The 18,817-nt window shown below is 69.1% G+C and carries 22 protein-coding genes; 11 read left to right on the forward strand and 11 right to left on the reverse strand.

The window, feature by feature from the left end:
* Positions 1-164 precede the first annotated feature (164 nt).
* The 3 genes from ACFYV1_RS08190 to ACFYV1_RS08200 all read right to left on the reverse strand — a co-directional run bounded on the left by ACFYV1_RS08190 (position 165) and on the right by ACFYV1_RS08200 (position 2,651).
* The gene (locus tag ACFYV1_RS08190) at positions 165-1,532 is read right to left on the reverse strand and encodes an FAD-dependent oxidoreductase (protein ID WP_389394620.1); all 1,368 of its coding nucleotides are present in this window, start codon (positions 1,530-1,532) and stop codon (positions 165-167) included.
* Positions 1,533-1,635: 103 nt separating this feature from the next.
* A complete protein-coding gene (locus tag ACFYV1_RS08195) occupies positions 1,636-1,836 on the reverse strand; it encodes a DUF397 domain-containing protein (protein WP_389394621.1) in 201 nt (66 codons plus the stop codon).
* Positions 1,818-2,651 carry a Scr1 family TA system antitoxin-like transcriptional regulator gene (locus ACFYV1_RS08200; RefSeq protein ID WP_389394622.1) on the reverse strand — a complete coding sequence of 278 codons (834 nt, stop codon included), beginning with the start codon at positions 2,649-2,651 and terminating at the stop codon, positions 1,818-1,820. The genes ACFYV1_RS08195 and ACFYV1_RS08200 overlap by 19 nt, the downstream gene beginning before the upstream one ends.
* Before the next feature lie 114 nt (positions 2,652-2,765).
* On the opposite strand from ACFYV1_RS08200, the gene ACFYV1_RS08205 reads away from it, so the two are divergent.
* On the forward strand, positions 2,766-3,008 hold the full coding sequence (locus tag ACFYV1_RS08205) for a hypothetical protein (protein WP_389394623.1): 243 nt from the start codon (positions 2,766-2,768) through the stop codon (positions 3,006-3,008).
* Positions 3,005-3,232, forward strand: a complete 228-nt coding sequence (locus tag ACFYV1_RS08210; RefSeq protein ID WP_389394624.1) for a hypothetical protein — start codon at positions 3,005-3,007, stop codon at positions 3,230-3,232. The genes ACFYV1_RS08205 and ACFYV1_RS08210 overlap by 4 nt, the downstream gene beginning before the upstream one ends.
* A gap of 3 nt (positions 3,233-3,235) precedes the next feature.
* Here the strand turns inward: ACFYV1_RS08210 and ACFYV1_RS08215 are convergent, their stop codons facing one another.
* A complete protein-coding gene (locus ACFYV1_RS08215) occupies positions 3,236-3,649 on the reverse strand; it encodes a PIN domain nuclease (RefSeq protein ID WP_389394625.1) in 414 nt (137 codons plus the stop codon).
* Positions 3,650-3,907 (reverse strand): type II toxin-antitoxin system VapB family antitoxin, encoded by a 258-nt coding sequence (locus ACFYV1_RS08220; protein ID WP_389394626.1) that lies wholly within the window; start codon positions 3,905-3,907, stop codon positions 3,650-3,652.
* A 116-nt stretch (positions 3,908-4,023) separates the two neighbouring features.
* Between ACFYV1_RS08220 and recO the strand changes: the two genes are divergently transcribed.
* From recO to ACFYV1_RS08240, 4 genes are all read left to right on the forward strand, one after another.
* Positions 4,024-4,770: a DNA repair protein RecO gene (recO, locus tag ACFYV1_RS08225; protein WP_389394627.1), complete on the forward strand. Its 747-nt coding sequence runs from the start codon at positions 4,024-4,026 to the stop codon at positions 4,768-4,770.
* 22 nt (positions 4,771-4,792) lie between these two features.
* Complete coding sequence (locus ACFYV1_RS08230; protein WP_389394628.1) at positions 4,793-5,638, forward strand: isoprenyl transferase; 846 nt, start codon at positions 4,793-4,795, stop codon at positions 5,636-5,638.
* Positions 5,639-5,709: 71 nt separating this feature from the next.
* The gene (locus tag ACFYV1_RS08235) at positions 5,710-6,252 is read left to right on the forward strand and encodes a YcxB family protein (protein ID WP_389394629.1); all 543 of its coding nucleotides are present in this window, start codon (positions 5,710-5,712) and stop codon (positions 6,250-6,252) included.
* Between the two features lie 2 nt (positions 6,253-6,254).
* Positions 6,255-6,584, forward strand: coding sequence for a hypothetical protein (locus ACFYV1_RS08240; RefSeq protein ID WP_389394630.1), 330 nt, complete (start codon positions 6,255-6,257; stop codon positions 6,582-6,584).
* Positions 6,585-6,651: 67 nt separating this feature from the next.
* Here the strand turns inward: ACFYV1_RS08240 and ACFYV1_RS08245 are convergent, their stop codons facing one another.
* The 4 genes from ACFYV1_RS08245 to ACFYV1_RS08260 form a co-directional block, all read right to left on the reverse strand.
* Positions 6,652-7,083, reverse strand: a complete 432-nt coding sequence (locus ACFYV1_RS08245; protein WP_389394631.1) for a Fur family transcriptional regulator — start codon at positions 7,081-7,083, stop codon at positions 6,652-6,654.
* A gap of 83 nt (positions 7,084-7,166) precedes the next feature.
* A complete protein-coding gene (locus tag ACFYV1_RS08250; RefSeq protein WP_389394632.1) occupies positions 7,167-8,084 on the reverse strand; it encodes a metal ABC transporter permease in 918 nt (305 codons plus the stop codon).
* Positions 8,081-8,845 (reverse strand): metal ABC transporter ATP-binding protein, encoded by a 765-nt coding sequence (locus ACFYV1_RS08255; RefSeq protein ID WP_389394633.1) that lies wholly within the window; start codon positions 8,843-8,845, stop codon positions 8,081-8,083. Before ACFYV1_RS08255 ends, ACFYV1_RS08250 begins: the two co-directional genes overlap by 4 nt.
* Before the next feature lie 29 nt (positions 8,846-8,874).
* The gene (locus ACFYV1_RS08260) at positions 8,875-9,900 is read right to left on the reverse strand and encodes a metal ABC transporter substrate-binding protein (protein ID WP_389394634.1); all 1,026 of its coding nucleotides are present in this window, start codon (positions 9,898-9,900) and stop codon (positions 8,875-8,877) included.
* 145 nt (positions 9,901-10,045) lie between these two features.
* On the opposite strand from ACFYV1_RS08260, the gene ACFYV1_RS08265 reads away from it, so the two are divergent.
* Both ACFYV1_RS08265 and ACFYV1_RS08270 read left to right on the forward strand, forming a co-directional pair.
* Positions 10,046-11,428, forward strand: coding sequence for a glycine--tRNA ligase (locus tag ACFYV1_RS08265; protein WP_389394635.1), 1,383 nt, complete (start codon positions 10,046-10,048; stop codon positions 11,426-11,428).
* A gap of 113 nt (positions 11,429-11,541) precedes the next feature.
* The gene (locus tag ACFYV1_RS08270) at positions 11,542-11,745 is read left to right on the forward strand and encodes a hypothetical protein (RefSeq protein ID WP_389394636.1); all 204 of its coding nucleotides are present in this window, start codon (positions 11,542-11,544) and stop codon (positions 11,743-11,745) included.
* A gap of 90 nt (positions 11,746-11,835) precedes the next feature.
* Here the strand turns inward: ACFYV1_RS08270 and ACFYV1_RS08275 are convergent, their stop codons facing one another.
* Positions 11,836-12,420 (reverse strand): TetR family transcriptional regulator, encoded by a 585-nt coding sequence (locus tag ACFYV1_RS08275; protein WP_389394637.1) that lies wholly within the window; start codon positions 12,418-12,420, stop codon positions 11,836-11,838.
* A gap of 54 nt (positions 12,421-12,474) precedes the next feature.
* Positions 12,475-13,494 (reverse strand): aldo/keto reductase, encoded by a 1,020-nt coding sequence (locus tag ACFYV1_RS08280; protein WP_389394638.1) that lies wholly within the window; start codon positions 13,492-13,494, stop codon positions 12,475-12,477.
* 255 nt (positions 13,495-13,749) lie between these two features.
* Here ACFYV1_RS08280 and ACFYV1_RS08285 point away from each other — a divergent pair, with 255 nt between their 5' ends.
* From ACFYV1_RS08285 to ppdK, 3 genes are all read left to right on the forward strand, one after another.
* Complete coding sequence (locus ACFYV1_RS08285) at positions 13,750-13,971, forward strand: DUF6243 family protein (RefSeq protein WP_389394639.1); 222 nt, start codon at positions 13,750-13,752, stop codon at positions 13,969-13,971.
* A 129-nt stretch (positions 13,972-14,100) separates the two neighbouring features.
* Complete coding sequence (gene dusB, locus ACFYV1_RS08290) at positions 14,101-15,252, forward strand: tRNA dihydrouridine synthase DusB (RefSeq protein ID WP_389394640.1); 1,152 nt, start codon at positions 14,101-14,103, stop codon at positions 15,250-15,252.
* Positions 15,253-15,647: 395 nt separating this feature from the next.
* Positions 15,648-18,356, forward strand: a complete 2,709-nt coding sequence (gene ppdK, locus ACFYV1_RS08295) for a pyruvate, phosphate dikinase (protein ID WP_389394641.1) — start codon at positions 15,648-15,650, stop codon at positions 18,354-18,356.
* The last annotated feature ends 461 nt before the right edge of the window (positions 18,357-18,817 follow it).

Consider the following 18,817-nt stretch of genomic DNA (forward strand, 5'->3'; position numbering starts at 1 on the left):
CCGGGGGGGCGGGCGCCCCGCCCCGGTGCCGCGGGCCCCCGTCCCGCCCCGGGGCCGCCGGGGGGGGCCCCCCCCCGGGGGGCCCCCCGGGGGGGGCGGGGGGGGGGGGCCCGGCCCCGGGGGGCCCGGCCCCACCGCCGGTCTCGCGTTCGGGCGGGGGCCGGTCAGGCGCCGCTCGCCTCGAGCATGTCCTCGCGCTCCACGATCTTCACGCGCGCACGGCCCTGCGGCTCGCCCAGCGCCTTCTCCGCGGCGTCGAGCCTGTACCAGCCCTCCCAGGTCGTCCAGCGGATGTTCCGCTCCGCCAGGAAGGACTCCACCGCCTCCGGCTCGGGCGACGCCGGTGTCTGGAGCCGGCCGTTCGCGTAGTCGGCGAGGAGGTTGGACACCGTTTCGTTCGCGTCGCCCTTGGTGTGGCCGATCAGGCCGACCGGGCCGCGGCGGATCCATCCGGTGACGTACGTCGAGTCCAGGTGCTCGCCGGACTCCTCGATCACGCGGCCGCCCTCGTCGGGCACCGTGCCGGTCGCGACGTCCCAGGGGAGCTTGGGCAGCTCGTCGGAGAGGTAGCCCACGGCACGGTAGACGGACTGGACGTCCCAGTCCTTGAACCGGCCCGTGCCCTTCACGTTGCCGGTGCCGTCGAGCTCGGTGCGCTCGGTCCGCAGGCCCACGACCCTGCCGTCCTCGCCGAGGATCTCGGCGGGCGACTCGAAGAAGTGCAGGAACAGCTTGTGCGGACGGTTGCCGACGTCCCGGATCGCCCAGTTCTCCAGGGTCTTCGCGACCATGTCCGCCTGCTTGTTGCCGCGGCGGGTCTCGATCGAGCCCTCGTCGTAGTCGATGTCCTCGGGGTCGACGATGACCTCGATGTTGGGGGAGTGGTCCAGCTCGCGGAGCTCCATCGGGCTGAACTTCGCCTGCGCCGGGCCGCGACGCCCGAAGACGTGCACCTCGAGCGCCTTGTTGGCCTTGAGTCCGTCGTGGACGTTCGCCGGGATCTCGGTCGGCAGCAGCTCGTCCGCCGTCTTCGCGAGGATGCGCGCCACGTCGAGCGCGACGTTTCCGACGCCGAGCACGGCGACCTTCTCGGCCTCCAGCGACCAGGTGCGCGGCCAGTCCGGGTGCCCGTCGTACCAGGACACGAAGTCCGCAGCGCCGTGCGAGCCGTCCAGCTCGACCCCGGGTATGTCGAGCGCGCGGTCGGCGGTCGCACCGGTGGAGAAGATCACCGCGTCGTAGAAGGCACGCAGGTCGTCGAGGCTGAGGTCGCTGCCGTAGTCGACGTTGCCGAAGAGGCGGATCTGCGGCTTGTCGAGCACCTGGTGGAGGGCGGTGATGATGCCCTTGATCCGCGGGTGGTCGGGGGCGACGCCGTAACGGATCAGGCCGAAGGGCGCGGGCATACGCTCGAAGAGATCGATGGACACGCCGGGGTCGGCGGCAGCCACCTCGGACTTCAGCAGCGCATCGGCGGCGTAGATTCCGGCGGGGCCGGCTCCGACGATGGCTACCCGCAGGGGGCGGGGCATGACAGGTTCCCTTCGAGCGGCGACAACTGGCTCGTCGGTAACCCTAAACAAAGGCATGCCTAAGTCAGTACTCGGCCCAGCCCTATGACCTCATAAGGTTGACTTATGAGGTCTCAAAGGCCTGCTTGATGAACGTATCCCAGGCCCCGGCGGTGACCAGGAGGACGGGCCCGGTGGGTACCTTGCTGTCCCGCACGGGCACGACATGGGGGAGGTCGTCGGCGATCTCGACGCAGCTACCGCCTTCGCCGTTGCTGTAGCTGCTCCTGCGCCACTGGGCGGTGCTCAGGTCGTACTCGCGCATCGTCTGTGGTCCTCCGCCGCCGACTCGAGCAGGGCCAGGGACGCCTCCGGCGACAGTGCGGCGACCCTCAGCAGATCGTAGGCGCGCTGTGCTCTCTTCACCACAGCCGGGTCATCGAGCAACATGCCGGAAAATGACGTCTCCGTATAGGCAGTTGGCGGTGCGTCCTCGAACTCCAGCAGGGTCAGCATCCCGCCCATTGACGCGTGCGCGCCAGCCGTGCTCGGCAGCGCGGAGATCAGCGCCACCCGCTGCCGAGCCAGGGCGGCCAGGTGTTCCAGCTGTCCGGCCATCACGGCCGGCCCTCCGACCGGCACCCGTAGAGCGGACTCGTGCACCACGACCCAATACTCGGGCCTTGTAGTGCCTCCAAGGATGCGCGCCCGCTCCACCCGGGAAGCGACCTTCTCCTCCACGTAGTCCTCGGTCGCGAACGGATTCGCCGCGATCGTGATTGCCCTCGCGTACTCGGCAGTCTGGAGCAGGCCCGGGACGACCGTCGGTGCGAACTCGCAGATCTTCGTTGCCAGTCGTTCCAGCTCTGCCACGGCCTGGAAGTACTCGGCGTAAGGCGACTTGTCGATGAGCTTGCGGCACATTCGCTCGAAAATACCGTCGGTTCGCAGTATTTCGTCGATTCGTCGCGCCACGTCCAACTGTGGTTTCCGAATGGCCTGTTCGAACTGTCCGATGTAGCCACCGGATACGAACACCCGCGCGCCCAACTCCTCCTGGGTGAGTTCGGCGACCTCTCTCCGCCGCTTGAGTTCCGCGCCGAAGAATTCCCACGCCGCCTGCCGCGGAGCTTTGGCCATGGATCAACCCCCGTGCTCAGCTGCCCAGTTGTAGTGGGCACACCCTTGATCAGGGTACTCGCGGAGCGCCACCGTCGTAATGCGATTCGTGAACATGACCATGGAAGGGAAATCATGTCGAGCAAGGGAAAGAGCCCGCGTCACCCGGTGGCGTGCGTGGCAGAGGCGGAGGAAGCCGTGAACAAATTGCGCGTCGCTCTGAAACGGTCCGGGATCACGCTGCCCTCATTGCGCATCGACCCCGCCTCGTACGCGAGGGACGTGCCCTGCCCGCTCGTCGAACTGGGCCGCTGCGACGTGGAAACGGTCCGTCTCGTCACGGCGGCGCTCGCAGGGGAACGGGGCGATGCTCCATGACGTCGGCCGCCGTCCCGCCCATCGGCTCGTATGTCGTGGACACCCGCACCGGCCGCGTCGGCCGGCTCATGGGGGAGTCGGGACCGTTCGTGTCCCTGAGACCCGTCGGGGGCGGCCGCGAATGGGAGTGCGCCCCGGAGGCGGTCCGCCCCGCGACCGCCGCGGAGCGGATCAGCGCGACGACGGCGTACGTGAACGCCCGCAGCCGAGGCGAACTGCCCTGACGGTCAGCTCCGGAGATCGATCACGCGGGTCGGCTGCCCTGTGGTGCGGGCGATGGTCTCGAAGTCCCGGTCGTAGTGGAGCAGTGTGAGGCCGGCCTCTTCGGCGACCGCGGCCACCAGGAGGTCGATGGGCCCAGCGCTGCGGTGCTCGCCTTTGGTGGTGAGTTGTTCCTGTACGACTTGTGCACGCCGGTAGATGCCGTCCGGGATCGGGCACCAGGTGTAGTAGGTGTCGAGGTTGCGCTTCAGCCGCTCGCGATCTGCGGTCGACTTGGCCGAGAACAGGGTCTCCAGCTCGGTGAAGCCGCAGATCGCGACGAGACCGGCGCCGATCCTGCTGTCCCACTCGGCGGCGGTCTGACCCAGCATGATGCGGGCCAGTGCCGAGGTGTCGATGAGGTAGTCGGCGACGTGCACTCACGCACTCCTGTGCGACTCGGTGGCTTCGTCGTCCCGGACGCCGCCCCGGTACTTGCGCTTGTCCATGAGGATGTCGATGTCCACGCCGCCGTCGGCGACGTGCTTGCGGGAATCCTCCAGTGCGCGCAGTCGCCGGTACCGTGCGGTCACTTCGCGAAGTGCGGTGTTGATGGTGTCACGTTTGGTGGTGGTACCGAGCTCTATGGCAGCGGCGGCGAGGGCTTCGTCGTCAAGGTCGATCACGGTCCGGCTCACTGGGCAACCCCCTGTGTATACGGCAGTGTGTATCAGTATATCGCTCCGTGTGTATATTCGGTGGCCCCGGCGCGACCCCGGGTCGGCGGCCGCCGCCTGTACGGGAGAATGGGGCCATGAGCCTGTTCCGTGATGACGGCGTCGTCCTGCGCACCCAGAAGCTGGGTGAGGCGGACCGCATCATCACGCTGCTCACTCGTGGTCACGGCCGCGTACGCGCCGTGGCGCGAGGTGTGCGGCGGACCAAGTCGAAGTTCGGGGCCAGACTCGAGCCGTTCTCCCATGTGGACGTGCAGTTCTTCGCCCGCGGCAGCGAGCTCGTGGGACGCGGGCTCCCGCTGTGCACGCAGTCGGAGACCATCGCCCCGTACGGCGGCGGCATCGTCAGCGACTACGCCCGCTACACCGCCGGCACCGCCATGCTGGAGACCGCCGAGCGGTTCACCGACCATGAGGGCGAGCCCGCCGTCCAGCAGTACCTGCTGCTGGTCGGCGCCCTGCGCACCCTCTCGCGCGGCGAGCACGCGCCGAATCTCGTCCTCGACGCGTTCCTGCTGCGCTCCCTCGCCGTCAACGGCTACGCGCCCAGCTTCGACGACTGCGCCCGCTGCGGACTTCCGGGCCCCAACCGGTTCTTCTCCGTCGCCGCGGGCGGCGTCATATGCGGCGACTGCCGGGTGCCCGGCAGCGTCGTACCCTCTGCGGAGGCCGTCGCTCTGCTCAGCGCGCTGCTGACGGGCGACTGGCCGACGGCGGACGCGTGCGAGGCGCGCCACGTCAGGGAGGGCAGCGGACTGGTGTCCGCGTATCTGCACTGGCATCTGGAGCGCGGGCTGCGCTCCCTGCGGTACGTAGAGAAGTAGCGAAATAGGAGATGTGAGCCGCATGGCACGACGCGGAATCCTTGGCCGGTCCCGCCGCGAGTACAAGGTCCCCGAGCCGCACCCCTCGGGCGCCCGGCCGCCCAGGATCCCGGCGGAGCTGGTGCCGGGCCATGTGGCGTGCGTCATGGACGGCAACGGCCGCTGGGCCAAGGAGCGCGGCCTGCCCCGCACCGAGGGGCACAAGGTCGGCGAGGGCGTCGTCCTGGACGTGCTCAAGGGCTGCCTCGAGATGGGCGTCAAGAACCTCTCCCTGTACGCCTTCTCCACCGAGAACTGGAAGCGCTCGCCCGACGAGGTGCGCTTCCTGATGAACTTCAACCGGGACGTCATCCGCCGCCGCCGCGACGAGATGAACGAGCTCGGTATCCGGATCCGCTGGGTCGGCCGCATGCCGAAGATGTGGAAGTCGGTCGTCCAGGAGCTCCAGATCGCGCAGGAGCAGACCGTCGACAACGACGCGATGACGCTGTACTTCTGCGTCAACTACGGCGGCCGGGCCGAGGTCGCGGACGCGGCGCAGGCCATCGCGCGCGACGTGGCGGCGGGCAGGCTCGACCCGTCGAAGGTCAACGAGAAGACGTTCCAGAAGTACCTGTACTACCCGGACATGCCGGACGTCGACCTCTTCCTGCGGCCCAGCGGCGAGATGCGCACCTCGAACTACCTGATCTGGCAGTCCAGTTACGCCGAGATGGTGTTCCAGGACGTGCTGTGGCCGGACTTCGACCGCCGCGACCTGTGGCGCGCCTGCCTCGAGTACGCGCAGCGCGACCGCCGCTTCGGCGGCGCGATCCCCAACGAGGAGCTCGAGGCGATGCGGGGCCGCCCAGAGGGCCCGGCGGCCTGACCGGACCGGCGTACGAGGCCGCCGGCGAAGGTCGTTACGATCACGGCTCATCACCGCCACCGGGAGGGGCCATGACACAGGAGCGCGGGCAGCAGCAGGACATCGAGGCGGTGGTGCTCGTCTACGAGCCCACCGCCCGCGACATGGCGTCCGCCCTGAGGGCCCGGATGCGCGGCACCCCGGCCGGACGTCTCACCTGGCGCCTGCTGAACTTCGCCGGCGTGCTGGGCGTCTGCGCCTTCGCGCTGCTCATCGTGCGGGGCCGGATGACCTGGAATCTGTGGCTGCTGCTGGTCATCGCGGTGCTCGCCTTCGGCTGCCTGTACCTCCTGCCGTGGATCCAGGCGCGCCAGATCTACCGTATGGCGGCCGGGCAGGGGGAGTTCCGTGCCGTCGCCGACGGCACCGGCGTCCGGGTCACCAGCCGCGACAGCGACACGGCCCAGCAGTGGGGGATGTACGCGCGGTACGCGGAGACCGACGACGTGTTCGTCCTCCTCACCGGCGACAGGCACGGCATCGGCCTCATGGTCCTGCCCAAACGGGGCGCGGCGGACGCGGCCGGAGTCGAGCGGCTGCGTACGCTGCTCGACGGTCATCTGCGGAAGGCGTGACCGTGCGCGGCTGCTGCAGCGCCGCACTCTTCGGCGTCGCCCTCCTCTTCGTACTGCTCAGCTTCGCCTTCACGATCGAGATGGAGGACTTCCCCGGCCTCCGCCCCAACGAATCGGATCTCGCCCTCTACTGTGCCGTGGTGTCGGCCGGAGCCGCACTGGGCGCCATGATGGTCGCCGTGCGCCGGTCCGTGCCCGTCCTCGCGGCAGCCGTCTTCCTGGCAGCGGCGCTCACCTGGCGGATGTACCACCTCGCCCCCGCCCTGGACTGCTGGGGCCACAACACCGTCGGCCGCAACGCCGACGGGTCCTACGACTGCTTCGATCTCTGACGCGGTACGCGTCGGCGGCCCGCACCCGAAAAGGCCGAAAAGGGGTGCGGGCCGCCGACGCGTCAGTTCAGCCGGCCTTCGCCGCGCACTCCACGCAGGTGCCGAAGATCTCGACGGTGTGGGCCACGTTCACATAGCCGTGCTGGGCGGCGATCGTCTCCGCCCACTGCTCCACCGCCGGCCCCTCGACCTCCACGGCCTTGCCGCACATGCGGCACACCAGGTGGTGATGGTGGTCGTCGGTCGAGCAGCGGCGGTACACCGACTCGCCCTCGTTGGTGCGCAGCACGTCGACCTCGCCCGCGTCGGCGAGCGACTGCAGCGTGCGGTAGACCGTCGTCAGGCCCACCGAGTCACCGCGGTGCTTGAGCATGTCGTGCAGCTCCTGAGCGCTGCGGAATTCGTCGACCTCGTCGAGCGCCGCCGCCACCGCGGCCCGCTGCCGGGTCGACCGGCCTCGTACCGGGGCGGTGTTACCGCCGGTTGGCGCCGTGGTCACAGGTGCCTCCTCGCCTCGCCCGCACATATGTCGGGCCATTCTGCCAGGCCCGCCGAGTGGTGCCGCGCGGACCCGTACCGGGCTCAGACCTTGACGTCGTCGCCCGGGCGCCTCGTGCCCGGCATGTCGGCCGTGCACTCGGCTGCGTTCACGCTCCCGTCGCCGCTCGCCTCCATCGCCTTCGCCCGCCGCCGCGCCAGGGGCGCGGCCAGCGCGGTCAGCACGACGAACACGGCGATGGCGAGCATCACAATCGTGGCCCCCGGCGGCACGTCCTGGAAGTAGGAGGTGGTGGTTCCGGCCAGGGCGACCGTCACGCCGATCGCGACCGCCAGGGCGTACGTCGTCCTGAAGGAGCGCGAGATCTGCTGGGCCGCGGCCACCGGCACCACCATCAGGGCGCTGACCAGCAGCAGACCCACCACTCGCATGGCGACGCTGACCGTGACCGCCGCGGTGACGGCGATCAGCAGGTTCAGTGCCCGCACCGGCAGACCGGTGACCCGGGCGAACTCCTCGTCCTGGCTGATGGCGAACAGTTGTCGCCTCAGCCCCAGCGACACCAGCACCACGAACGCCGCGAGCAGCACGATCGCGAGGACGTCCTGGTCGGAGACGGTCGAGAGGGAGCCGAAGAGATACGTGGTGAGGTTGGCCGTGGACCCGCTGTCCGAGAGCTCGATCAGCAGCACACCGCCCGCCATGCCGCCGTAGAACAGCATCGCCAGTGCGATGTCACCGCGGGTGCGGCCGTAGGTGCGGATGAGTTCCATCAGCACGGCGCCGAGGACCGAGACCAGTGTCGCCATCCAGATGGGGTTGGTCGACAGCAGGAAACCGAGGCCGACACCGGTCATCGCGACATGGCCGATTCCGTCGCCCATCAGTGCCTGCCGCCGCTGCACCAGATAGATGCCGACGGCGGGGGCCGTGATGCCGACCAGCAGCGCCGCGAGCAGGGCGCGCTGCATGAACGGGGATTCGAGCATTTCCAGGATCATGTCAGCAGTCCAGTGCGGAGCGGCTCGTCGGCCGCGTGGGGGTGTACGTGGTCGTGCCCGGGCAGGGCGTGCTGGCCGACGGCCTCCGGAGGCGGCCCGTCGTGGACGACGCATCCGTCGCGCAGCACCACGGCCCGGTCGATCAGCGGCTCCAGCGGGCCCAGCTCGTGCAGCACCAGCAGCACCGTCGTACCGGCGCCGACCTGCTCACGCAGCGTCCCCGCCAGCACCTCCTGGCTGGCCAGGTCCACGCCGGCCATCGGCTCGTCCATGATCAGCAGCTCGGGCTCCGCCGCGAGCGCGCGGGCGATGAGCACCCGCTGGTGCTGGCCGCCGGACAGGGCGCCGACGGAGTCCTTGGCGCGGTCGGCCAGGCCGACCAGCTCGATGGCCCGCTGCACGGCGGCCTTGTCACCGCGTGAGGGCAGGCCGAAGCGGGCGCGCGAGAGCCTCCCGGAGGCGACGACCTCGCGGACGGTCGCGGGCACGCCGCTCGCGGCGGTCGTGCGCTGGGGCACGTATCCGACCCGGGCCCACTGGCGGAAGCGGCGCAGCTCCGTGCCGAACAGGTCGATCCGGCCGTCGGTGAGCGGCACCTGGCCGATCACGGAGCGTACGGCGGTGGACTTGCCGGAGCCGTTGGCGCCGAGCAGGGCGACGACCTCACCGCGTTCGACGGAGAGGTCGATGCCGCGGAGTACGGGCCGCGAGCCGAGCGTGGCCCGGGCTCCGCGGACGGAAATGACCGGCTCGGTCCTCATGGGGGGCCGCCTCTCCTGGTGGGACTGCGTCACTTCGCGCCGAGGGCCTTCTTCAGCGCGGCGAGGTTGGAGTTCATGACCTCGATGTAGTCATCGCCCTTCGACCGGTCCGTGATTCCCTCGAGCGGGTCGAGGACGTCGGTCTTCAGGCCGGTGTCCTTGGCGAGGGTCTTCGCGGTCTTGTCGCTGGCCAGGGTCTCGAAGAAGACGGTGGTGACCTTGTCCTCCTTCGCGATCGTCTGGAGGTCCTTGATACGGGCCGGGCTGGGCTCGGACTCGGGGTCGACGCCCGCGATGCCCTCCTGCTCCAGGCCGTAGCGCTGCGCGAGGTAGCCGAAGGCGGAGTGGGTGGTGATGAACGTCTTCGTGGCCGAGTTCTTCAGGCCCTGCTCGAAGTCGGTGTGCAGGGTGTTGAGCTTCGCGACCAGCGCGTCGGTGTTCTTCTTGTAGGCTGCGGCGTTGTCCGGGTCGGCCTTCTCCATCTGGGCGCCGACGCCCTTGGCCACCTCTGCGTACTTCACCGGGTCGAGCCAGATGTGCGGGTCGGCCCCGGCCTCGGCCTCCTCGTGCCCGGCTTCGGCCTCCTCGTGCCCGGCCTCCTCGTGCCCGGCTTCGTCGTGCCCGGCCTCTTCGTGTCCGGCCTCTTCGTGTCCGTGGTCGTGACCGCCCGCGGTGTCGAAGTGCTCGAGCTTCGTGAGGGTGGCCGCGTCGACCTTGTACTTCACGCCCGACTGGTCGATGGCCTTGTCGACGGCGGGCTGGACGCCCTTGAGGTAGAGGACCAGACCGGCGTCGTTGAGCTCGGCGGTCTGGCGGGGCTTGAGCTCGAGGTCGTGCGGCTCGACGCCCGGCTTGGTGAGCGTGGTGACGTCGACGTTGTCGCCGCCGATCTGCTCGGCGAGATACTGCATGGGGTAGAACGACGCGGTGACCTTCAGCTTCCCGCTGTCCTCGCCGCCCGCGGCGTCAGAGGTGGAGCAGGCGGACAGGGCCAGGAGGCCGAGCGTGACAGCTCCGGCGGTGGCGGCGGTGGGTATGAGGCGTCGTACGTTCATGACACTCATTTTCAACAAAAACGGAAACGATTGTCAATAAACCAGCGTCCCGGCCCACGTACCCGATCCGATTTGATCCCAGGGGTGCCGCCGCCGGTAACCTGAATCATTCTCCGTTCGTCGTCGTCGTAATGAAGAGAGCACCGTGGCCGCCGACAAGATCGATACGATCGTCAACCTGAGCAAGCGCCGTGGCTTTGTCTACCCCTGCAGCGAGATCTACGGCGGTCAGAAGGCCGCCTGGGACTACGGACCGCTGGGTGTCGAGCTCAAGGAGAACATCAAGCGCCAGTGGTGGCGCTACATGGTCACCTCGCGCGAGGACGTCGTCGGCATCGACTCGTCGGTGATCCTGGCGACCGAGGTCTGGGAGGCCTCCGGCCACGTCGCCACCTTCACCGACCCGCTCACCGAGTGCACCTCCTGCCACAAGCGCTACCGCGCCGACCACCTGGAGGAGGCGTACGAGGAGAAGCACGGCAGGCTCCCCGAGAACGGCCTCGCCGACCTGAACTGCCCCAACTGCGGCAACAAGGGCACGTTCACCGAGCCCAAGCAGTTCTCCGGCCTGCTCTCCACCCACCTCGGCCCCACCCAGGACTCCGGCGCGGTCGCCTACCTGCGGCCCGAGACGGCCCAGGGCATCTTCACCAACTTCGGCCAGGTGCAGCAGACCTCGCGCAAGAAGCCGCCGTTCGGCATCGCGCAGATGGGCAAGTCCTTCCGGAACGAGATCACTCCGGGCAACTTCATCTTCCGCACCCGCGAGTTCGAGCAGATGGAGATGGAGTTCTTCGTCAAGCCCGGCGAGGACGAGGAGTGGCAGCAGTACTGGATGGACCAGCGCTGGAACTGGTACCGCGACCTCGGCCTGCGTGAGGAGAACATGCGCTGGTTCGAGCACCCGCAGGAGAAGCTCTCCCACTACTCGAAGCGCACCGCCGACATCGAGTACCGCTTCCAGTTCGGCGGCAGCGAGTGGGGCGAGCTCGAGGGCGTCGCCAACCGCACCGACTACGACCTCTCGGCGCACTCCAAGGCGTCCGGCACCGACCTGTCGTACTTCGACCAGGAGGCCGGCGAGCGCTGGACGCCGTACGTCATCGAGCCGGCGGCGGGTGTCGGCCGCGCCATGCTCGCCTTCCTCCTCGACGCGTACAACGAGGACGAGGCGCCCAACGCCAAGGGCGTCATGGAGAAGCGCACGGTCATGCGCCTCGACCCGCGCCTCGCGCCGGTCAAGGTCGCCGTCCTGCCGCTGAGCCGCAACCCGCAGCTCTCCCCGAAGGCCAAGGGCCTCGCCGCGGACCTGCGCAAGAACTGGAACATCGAGTTCGACGACGCGGGCGCCATCGGCCGCCGCTACCGCCGCCAGGACGAGATCGGCACCCCGTTCTGTGTCACCGTCGACTTCGACACCCTCGACGACAACGCGGTGACCGTGCGCGAGCGCGACACCATGAAGCAGGAGCGGGTCTCCCTCGACCAGATCCAGGGCTACCTGGGCAGCCGCCTGCTCGGCTGCTGACGCCCGGCCAACGACGCGTTCGAAGCCCCCGGTTCCGGGTAACGGAACCGGGGGCTTCGTGCACACTGGGCCCACGCGAACCCGCAGGCAGGCCAGGCACAGGAGGCACAAGCATGCCGTCCACGACCACCAGCAAGGTGAGCAGATGGGACCAGCACGGACGTGAACACGTGGTGCGGGTCGAAAAGGCGGGCATCCAGCGGCAGTTGAGCTGCGGTACCTGCGACTGGCGCAGGAGCGCGCAGTTCCTTCCATGGCTCAAGGCGGAGGAGCACCTGGCAGAGGCCCATCAGGCGACCGTGGACCCGAGCTCCTGAAGTCCGCTGCTGAACCGGGCGGTTGCACGGGTATCCCGAACCCGGCTCCCGGCCCGGTTCTCGACCCCGGCAGGATCCGAACGAGAGGCGCTAGGGACGCAGCCCGCGCAGCACCAGGTCCATCAGGCCTGCGAACTCCGCCTCGACGGAGGGTTTCGACCAGTCCGCCGCGTGGGCCGGGTCGTGGAAGCGGGTCGTGGCGTCGAACACCGCCTGCGCGCAGGTCTGCGGGTCCACCGCGCCGAAGCGGCCCGCGGCCACGCCCTCCTCGACGATCGTCCGGAGCTGCCCCACGAGCTCCTGTACATGGTGCTCGACCACATCGCTGTTCTCGCCGATGAGCACGCCGTACGTCGCGAACAGCTCGGGGTCGCCGCCCGCCTTGCGCCGCTTGGCCGCGAACAGGGCCGACATCCACCGCAGGAGCCTGTCGGGGGCCGGCAGATCCGTGCGCGCCGTGATCTCCGCCAGCTCGATCACACTGCGCTCCAGCCAGCGCCCGGTCACGGCCTCCCGCAGCGCCGCCTTCGTACGGAAGTGCCGGTAGACGCTGCCGTGGCTGACTCCGAGCGCCCGCGCCACGTCCACGACCGTGGCCTTCGCCGGGCCGTACCGGCGCAGCACGTCCTCGGTGGCTTCGAGGATGCGCTCGGGAGTCAGTGCTTCGGGCGTCATGGCGTCTGGGCTGCCTTTCGCTGAACAGGGGGCACCGAGACGGTACCGCGCAGCTCAGTTCTCGCTGTCCAGGTGGGCCATCTGTGCTGCCGGGTAGCGCTCGCCCGCGGCCGCGCCCGCCGGTACGGCCTCCTCGATCGCGGCCAGGTCGGCGTCCGGCAGCGTGACCTCGAGGGCGCCCAGCGCCTCGGTCAGCCGGGTGCGGCTGCGGGCGCCGACGAGCGGCACGATGTCCTCACCGCGCGAGAGCACCCAGGCGATCGCGGTCTGCGCGACGCTGATCCCCAGGCCGTCGGCCACCTTGCGCAGCCGTTCGACCAGATCGAGGTTGCGATGGAGGTTGTCACCCTGGAAGCGCGGGCTCATGCCGCGGAAGTCACCGGGGCCGAACGCGCGGTCGCGGGTGACGTGGCCACTGATCAGGCCGCGTGAGAGCACGCCGTACGCGGTGATGCCGATGCCGAGCTCGCGGACGGTGGGCAGGATCTCCCTCTCGATGCCGCGCGAGATCAGGGAGTACTCGATCTGGAGGTCCGCGATCGGGGCGACGGACGCCGCTCGTCGGATGGTCTCCGCGCCGACCTCGGAGAGACCGATGTGCCGGACATGGCCCTCCTCGACCAGTTCGGCGATGGCGCCCACGGTCTCCTCGATGGGGACGTCGGGGTCGAGCCGGGCGATCCGGTACACGTCGATGTGATCGGTGCCGAGCCGCTGGAGGCTGTAGGCGGCGAAGTTCTTCACTGCGGCGGGCCGGCCGTCGATGCCGGTGAAGCCGCCTTCGACGGTGCGGAGCGCGCCGAACTTGACGCTCACGAGGGCCTGTTCCCGCGCGGCGGCGGAGGCGGTGCGCAGCGCCTCGTTGATCAGCAGCTCGTTGTGGCCCATGCCGTAGAAGTCGCCGGTGTCGAGCAGGGTGACGCCCGCTTCGAGCGCCGCGTGCACGGTCGCGACGGACTCGGCGCGGTCGGCCTCGCCGTACAGCGCGGACATGCCCATGCAGCCGAGGCCGAGTGGGAAGACCTCGGGGCCGGTGGTGCCGAGAGGGCGGAAGGGGGCAGGGGTGGTCGTCATCAGGGGTCTCCCAGGGATGTGGAGGTCGTCGGGTCGTGACACTGACGACTATGGCATTACGGATGACAGATTTCAATATCTGTCATCCGTAATGCCGATGCCGGCGCCCGAAAACGTGGTGCCGACCGCCACGCGGAGGCGGTACCGTCACGGCTATGTCTTCGTTCTTCCAGATCTACGAGTGAGAGGGCGGCGGTCATCCGCCCCCGTCCGACGTTTCCCTGAGTCACTTCTCACCATGAATGGGAGAACCCCATGGCCAAGAGCCGCAACAACCTCCTCGGCGTAGGCGGCCAGCGCAAGAAGCTGTCCCGAGCCGACCAGCAGGCGGGTGGCCCCGCCCGCGAGGCCGACCGCAAGGCGGCCGCCGACCAGAAGCAGGAGCTGCTGCGCAAGATGCGCGAGCGCGCCCTGACGAACTCGGACGACCAGCCGGAGACGGCGACGGACGCGGCTGCGCCGGAGAGCACGTCCTGACCCGAGCCGCCCGGACGTGACGGGCCCGGACCGCGTCCCGCGGTCCGGGCCCGTCGCTGTCCCTGACCCTCCCGGCGGGCGGGACCGCACGGCTGACACGCGACGCCCGCGGTGCGGGACAATGGGCGAATGACCACGCTCGCCCCCGCTTCCACGAACACGCTCCGGATCGGCCCGCACGCCGTGCAGCCGCCGGTGGTCCTCGCGCCCATGGCAGGCATCACCAACGCCCCCTTCCGCACCCTGTGCAGGGAGTTCAGCGGCGGCAAAGGCCTGTTCGTCAGCGAGATGATCACCACGCGGGCGCTGGTCGAGCGCAACGAGAAGACCATGCATCTGATCCACTTCGACGAGACCGAGACACCGCGCTCGATCCAGCTGTACGGAGTGGACCCGGTCACCGTCGGCAAGGCCGTGCGGATGATCGTGGACGAGGGTCTGGCCGACCACATCGACCTGAACTTCGGGTGCCCGGTCCCCAAGGTCACCCGCAAGGGCGGCGGCTCCGCCCTCCCGTACAAGCGGCCGCTGCTGCGCGCGATCCTGCACGAGGCGGTCACGAACGCGGGTGACCTGCCGGTGACGATGAAGATGCGCAAGGGCATCGACGACGACCACATCACCTACCTCGACGCCGGCCGGATCGCGGTCGAGGAGGGTGTCACGGCCATCGCCCTGCACGGGCGCACCGCTGCCCAGCACTACGGCGGCACCGCGGACTGGGACGCGATCGCCCGTCTCAAGGAGCATGTCCCGGAGATCCCGGTGCTGGGCAACGGCGACATCTGGTCGGCGGACGACGCCCTGCGGATGGTGCGCGAGACGGGCTGTGACGGCGTGGTCGTGGGCCGGGGCTGCCTCGGACGGCCGTGGCTCTTCGGGGACCTGGTGGCGGCCTTCGAAGGCCGGGAGGACTACGCGCGGCCGACGCTGCGCCAGGTCGCGGACGTGATGCTGCGGCACGCGACGCTGCTGGGGGAGTGGATCGGTGACGAGTCGCGCGGTGTGATCGACTTCCGCAAGCACGTCGCCTGGTACCTGAAGGGCTTCGCGGTCGGTTCGCAGATGCGCAAGAGCCTCGCGATCACCTCTTCGCTGGACGAACTGGGCGCTCAGTTGAGCGAGCTCGATCTGGACCAGGCGTGGCCGGAAGGGGCCGACGGCCCGCGTGGACGGACATCCGGGAACAACCGGGTGGTGCTTCCTGACGGCTGGCTGAAGGATCCGTACGACTGCGCGGGCGTCGATGCCGACGCGGAACTGGACACGTCAGGCGGCTGACGGACCCCCGGAAGCGGTCCGGATGATGGAATTCCGCCTCGTCCAGGGGCGTGATTCTCGCCACCCCTGATAGGGGGTGCGCTCAGATGAGCGAATTCCGGACGTCTGCATCTCTCAAAGGGTGGCACTCGGTGCCACCCTTTTGGCGTTTGAGGCATGGCGTGCCATGTCACTCTGTGTATGAGATCAAGTCGGCACCCACCGCATGGTGTGATCGTTCATTCAAGAGTTGAACTCAAGGGTGGCGGTGTCCGGGGCTTCCAGCCACTTTCGATCTGGTGGCGGACGAGTGGTTAAGGCCGCATGACGCGCAAGTGGACGTACCCAGACGCCTTCGATCTGGGTATGTTCCTCGCCGTCAGGGCAGCCACCGAGTCCTCGAGGAGTCGAGACCCGTGTCGGAAAACAAAGATCAGAAGTTCGTCTACGACTTCACCGAGGGCAACCGAGACCTCAAGGACCTGCTCGGCGGGAAGGGTGCGAACCTCGCCGAGATGACCAACCTCGGTCTCCCCGTCCCTCCGGGCTTCACGATCACCACAGAGGCGTGCAAGGTCTACCTCGAGAGCGGCGCCGAGCCGGCCGAGCTGCGCGACGAGGTGAGTGCGCACCTCGACGCCCTCGAGCAGGCGATGGGCAAGAAGCTCGGCCAGGCCGACGACCCGCTGCTGGTATCCGTACGGTCGGGCGCCAAGTTCTCCATGCCCGGCATGATGGACACCGTCCTCAACATCGGTCTTTCCGACGAGTCGGTCGCGGGCCTGGCCACGCAGGCCGGTGACGAGCGCTTCGCGTGGGACTCCTACCGCCGCCTGATCCAGATGTTCGGCAAGACCGTGCTGGGCGTCGAGGGCGAACTCTTCGAGGACGCCCTCGACGAGGCCAAGGCCGCCAAGAAGGTCACCGTCGACACCGACCTCGACGCCGCGGACCTGAAGAAGCTCGTCAAGCAGTTCAAGAAGATCGTCAAGGCCGAGGCCGGACGCGACTTCCCGCAGGACCCGCGCGAGCAGATGGACCTCGCCATCCACGCGGTCTTCGACTCCTGGAACACCGACCGGGCCAAGCTCTACCGCCGTCAGGAGCGCATCCCCGGCGACCTCGGCACGGCCGTCAACGTCTGCTCCATGGTCTTCGGCAACCTCGGCCCCGACTCCGGCACGGGCGTCGCCTTCACCCGCGACCCCGCCTCCGGCCACCAGGGCGTCTACGGCGACTACCTGCAGAACGCGCAGGGTGAGGACGTCGTCGCCGGTATCCGCAACACCGTGCCGCTCGCCGAGCTCGAGTCGATCGACAAGAAGTCGTACGACCAGCTGATGCAGATCATGGAAACCCTCGAGACGCACTACAAGGACCTGTGCGACATCGAGTTCACCATCGAGCGCGGTCAGCTGTGGATGCTCCAGACCCGCGTCGGCAAGCGCACCGCGGGCGCCGCCTTCCGCATCGCCACCCAGCTGGTCGACCAGGGGCTGATCGACGAGGCCGAGGCGCTGCAGCGCGTCAACGGCGCCCAGCTCGCGCAGCTGATGTTCCCCCGCTTCGACGACGGCGCGAAGTCCGAGCTGCTCGGCCGCGGCATCGCCGCCTCGCCGGGCGCGGCGGTCGGCAAGGCCGTCTTCGACTCGTACACCGCGGTCAAGTGGTCCAGGTCCGGCGAGAAGGTCATCCTCATCCGCCGTGAGACCAACCCGGACGACCTGGACGGCATGATCGCCGCCGAGGGCATCCTGACCTCCCGCGGCGGCAAGACGTCGCACGCGGCCGTCGTCGCCCGCGGCATGGGCAAGACCTGTGTCTGCGGCGCCGAGGACCTCGAGGTCGACACCAAGCGCCGCCGGATGACGGTGGGCGGCACCGTCGTCGAGGAGGGCGACGTCGTCTCCATCGACGGCTCCACCGGCAAGGTGTACCTGGGCGAGGTGCCGGTCGTGCCCTCCCCGGTCGTCGAGTACTTCGAGGGCCGTATGCACGCCGGGGCGGACGACGCCGACGAGCTCGTCCAGGCCGTCCACCGGATCATGGCGTACGCGGACCGGGTCCGCCGGCTGCGCGTACGGGCCAACGCCGACAACGCCGAGGACGCGCTGCGTGCCCGCCGCTTCGGCGCCCAGGGCATCGGCCTGTGCCGTACCGAGCACATGTTCCTCGGTGAGCGCCGCGAGATGGTCGAGCGGCTGATCCTCGCCGACACGGACGAGGAGCGCGAGCAGGCGCTCGGCGCCCTGCTGCCGTTGCAGAAGAAGGACTTCGTCGAGCTCTTCGAGGCGATGGACGGTCTGCCGGTGACGGTCCGTCTGCTGGACCCGCCGCTGCACGAGTTCCTGCCCGACATCACGGAGCTGTCCGTGCGCGTCGCGCTCGCCGAGTCCCGCAAGGACGCCAACGAGAACGACCTGCGTCTGCTCCAGGCCGTGCACAAGCTGCACGAGCAGAACCCGATGCTGGGTCTGCGCGGCGTACGCCTCGGCCTGGTCATCCCCGGTCTGTTCGCCATGCAGGTACGGGCGATCGCCGAGGCCGCGGCCGAGCGCAAGAACGCCAAGGGGGACCCGCGTGCGGAGGTCATGATTCCGCTGGTGGGCACCGTCCAGGAGCTGGAGATCGTCCGCGAGGAGGCCGACCAGGTCATCGCCGAGGTCGAGGCCGCCACCGGCACCGACCTGCGGCTGACCATCGGCACCATGATCGAGCTGCCGCGTGCCGCGCTGACCGCCGGTCAGATCGCGGAGGCCGCCCAGTTCTTCTCCTTCGGAACCAACGACCTCACCCAGACCGTGTGGGGCTTCTCCCGCGACGACGTGGAGGCCAGCTTCTTCACCGCGTACCTGGAGAAGGGCATCTTCGGGGTCTCCCCGTTCGAGACCATCGACAAGGACGGCGTCGGTTCGCTGGTCCGCAGCGCCGTCGAGGCCGGCCGGGCCACCCGGCCCGACCTCAAGCTCGGCGTATGCGGCGAGCACGGCGGCGACCCCGAGTCGGTGCACTTCTTCCACGAGGTGGGCCTCGACTACGTGTCCTGCTCGCCGTTCCGGATCCCGGTGGCGCGACTGGAGGCGGGTCGCGCGGCGGCCGAGTCGTCCGGCAGCGACTCCAGGTAGGACACCAGACCCCGGAGCTGTCACCGGGTCCGGGGCACGAAAACCCGGAGCCCGGTAACCCGACCCTCACCGGCCACCCGGTGGCGGCTCCGGTTCACCAGAGAAGGGGCGGGCGCCTGTGCGGGGCGCCCGCCCCTTCCGCATGTCCGCCGCCGGTTGTTGAACGAGAAGTCAGTTGAATCGCGAATCAGTTGGTACCGGTTTGCTTAACAGCAATCGAATTTCTGTCGCTGGATCCGGAGAACGGACGGAGCGCGGCCGACGGATCCCCACCCGTCGACCGCGCTCCATTTCCCGTGCCGGACACGGAGCCGCAACCTCCGTCACCGCCGCCGGACGCGCAAAGCCCCCCACGGTCCTCGCTGCGTCACATCGGTGAAGTAGGTTTCATGCCCGACGTCGTACAGCTTTTCGGTTGGCCCCCAGAACCCGCGAGGCGTTTCAACTGTGGCTGAAACACC

This window comes from Streptomyces sp. NPDC003023 (assembly GCF_042888225.1).
GTDB lineage: Bacteria > Actinomycetota > Actinomycetes > Streptomycetales > Streptomycetaceae > Streptomyces.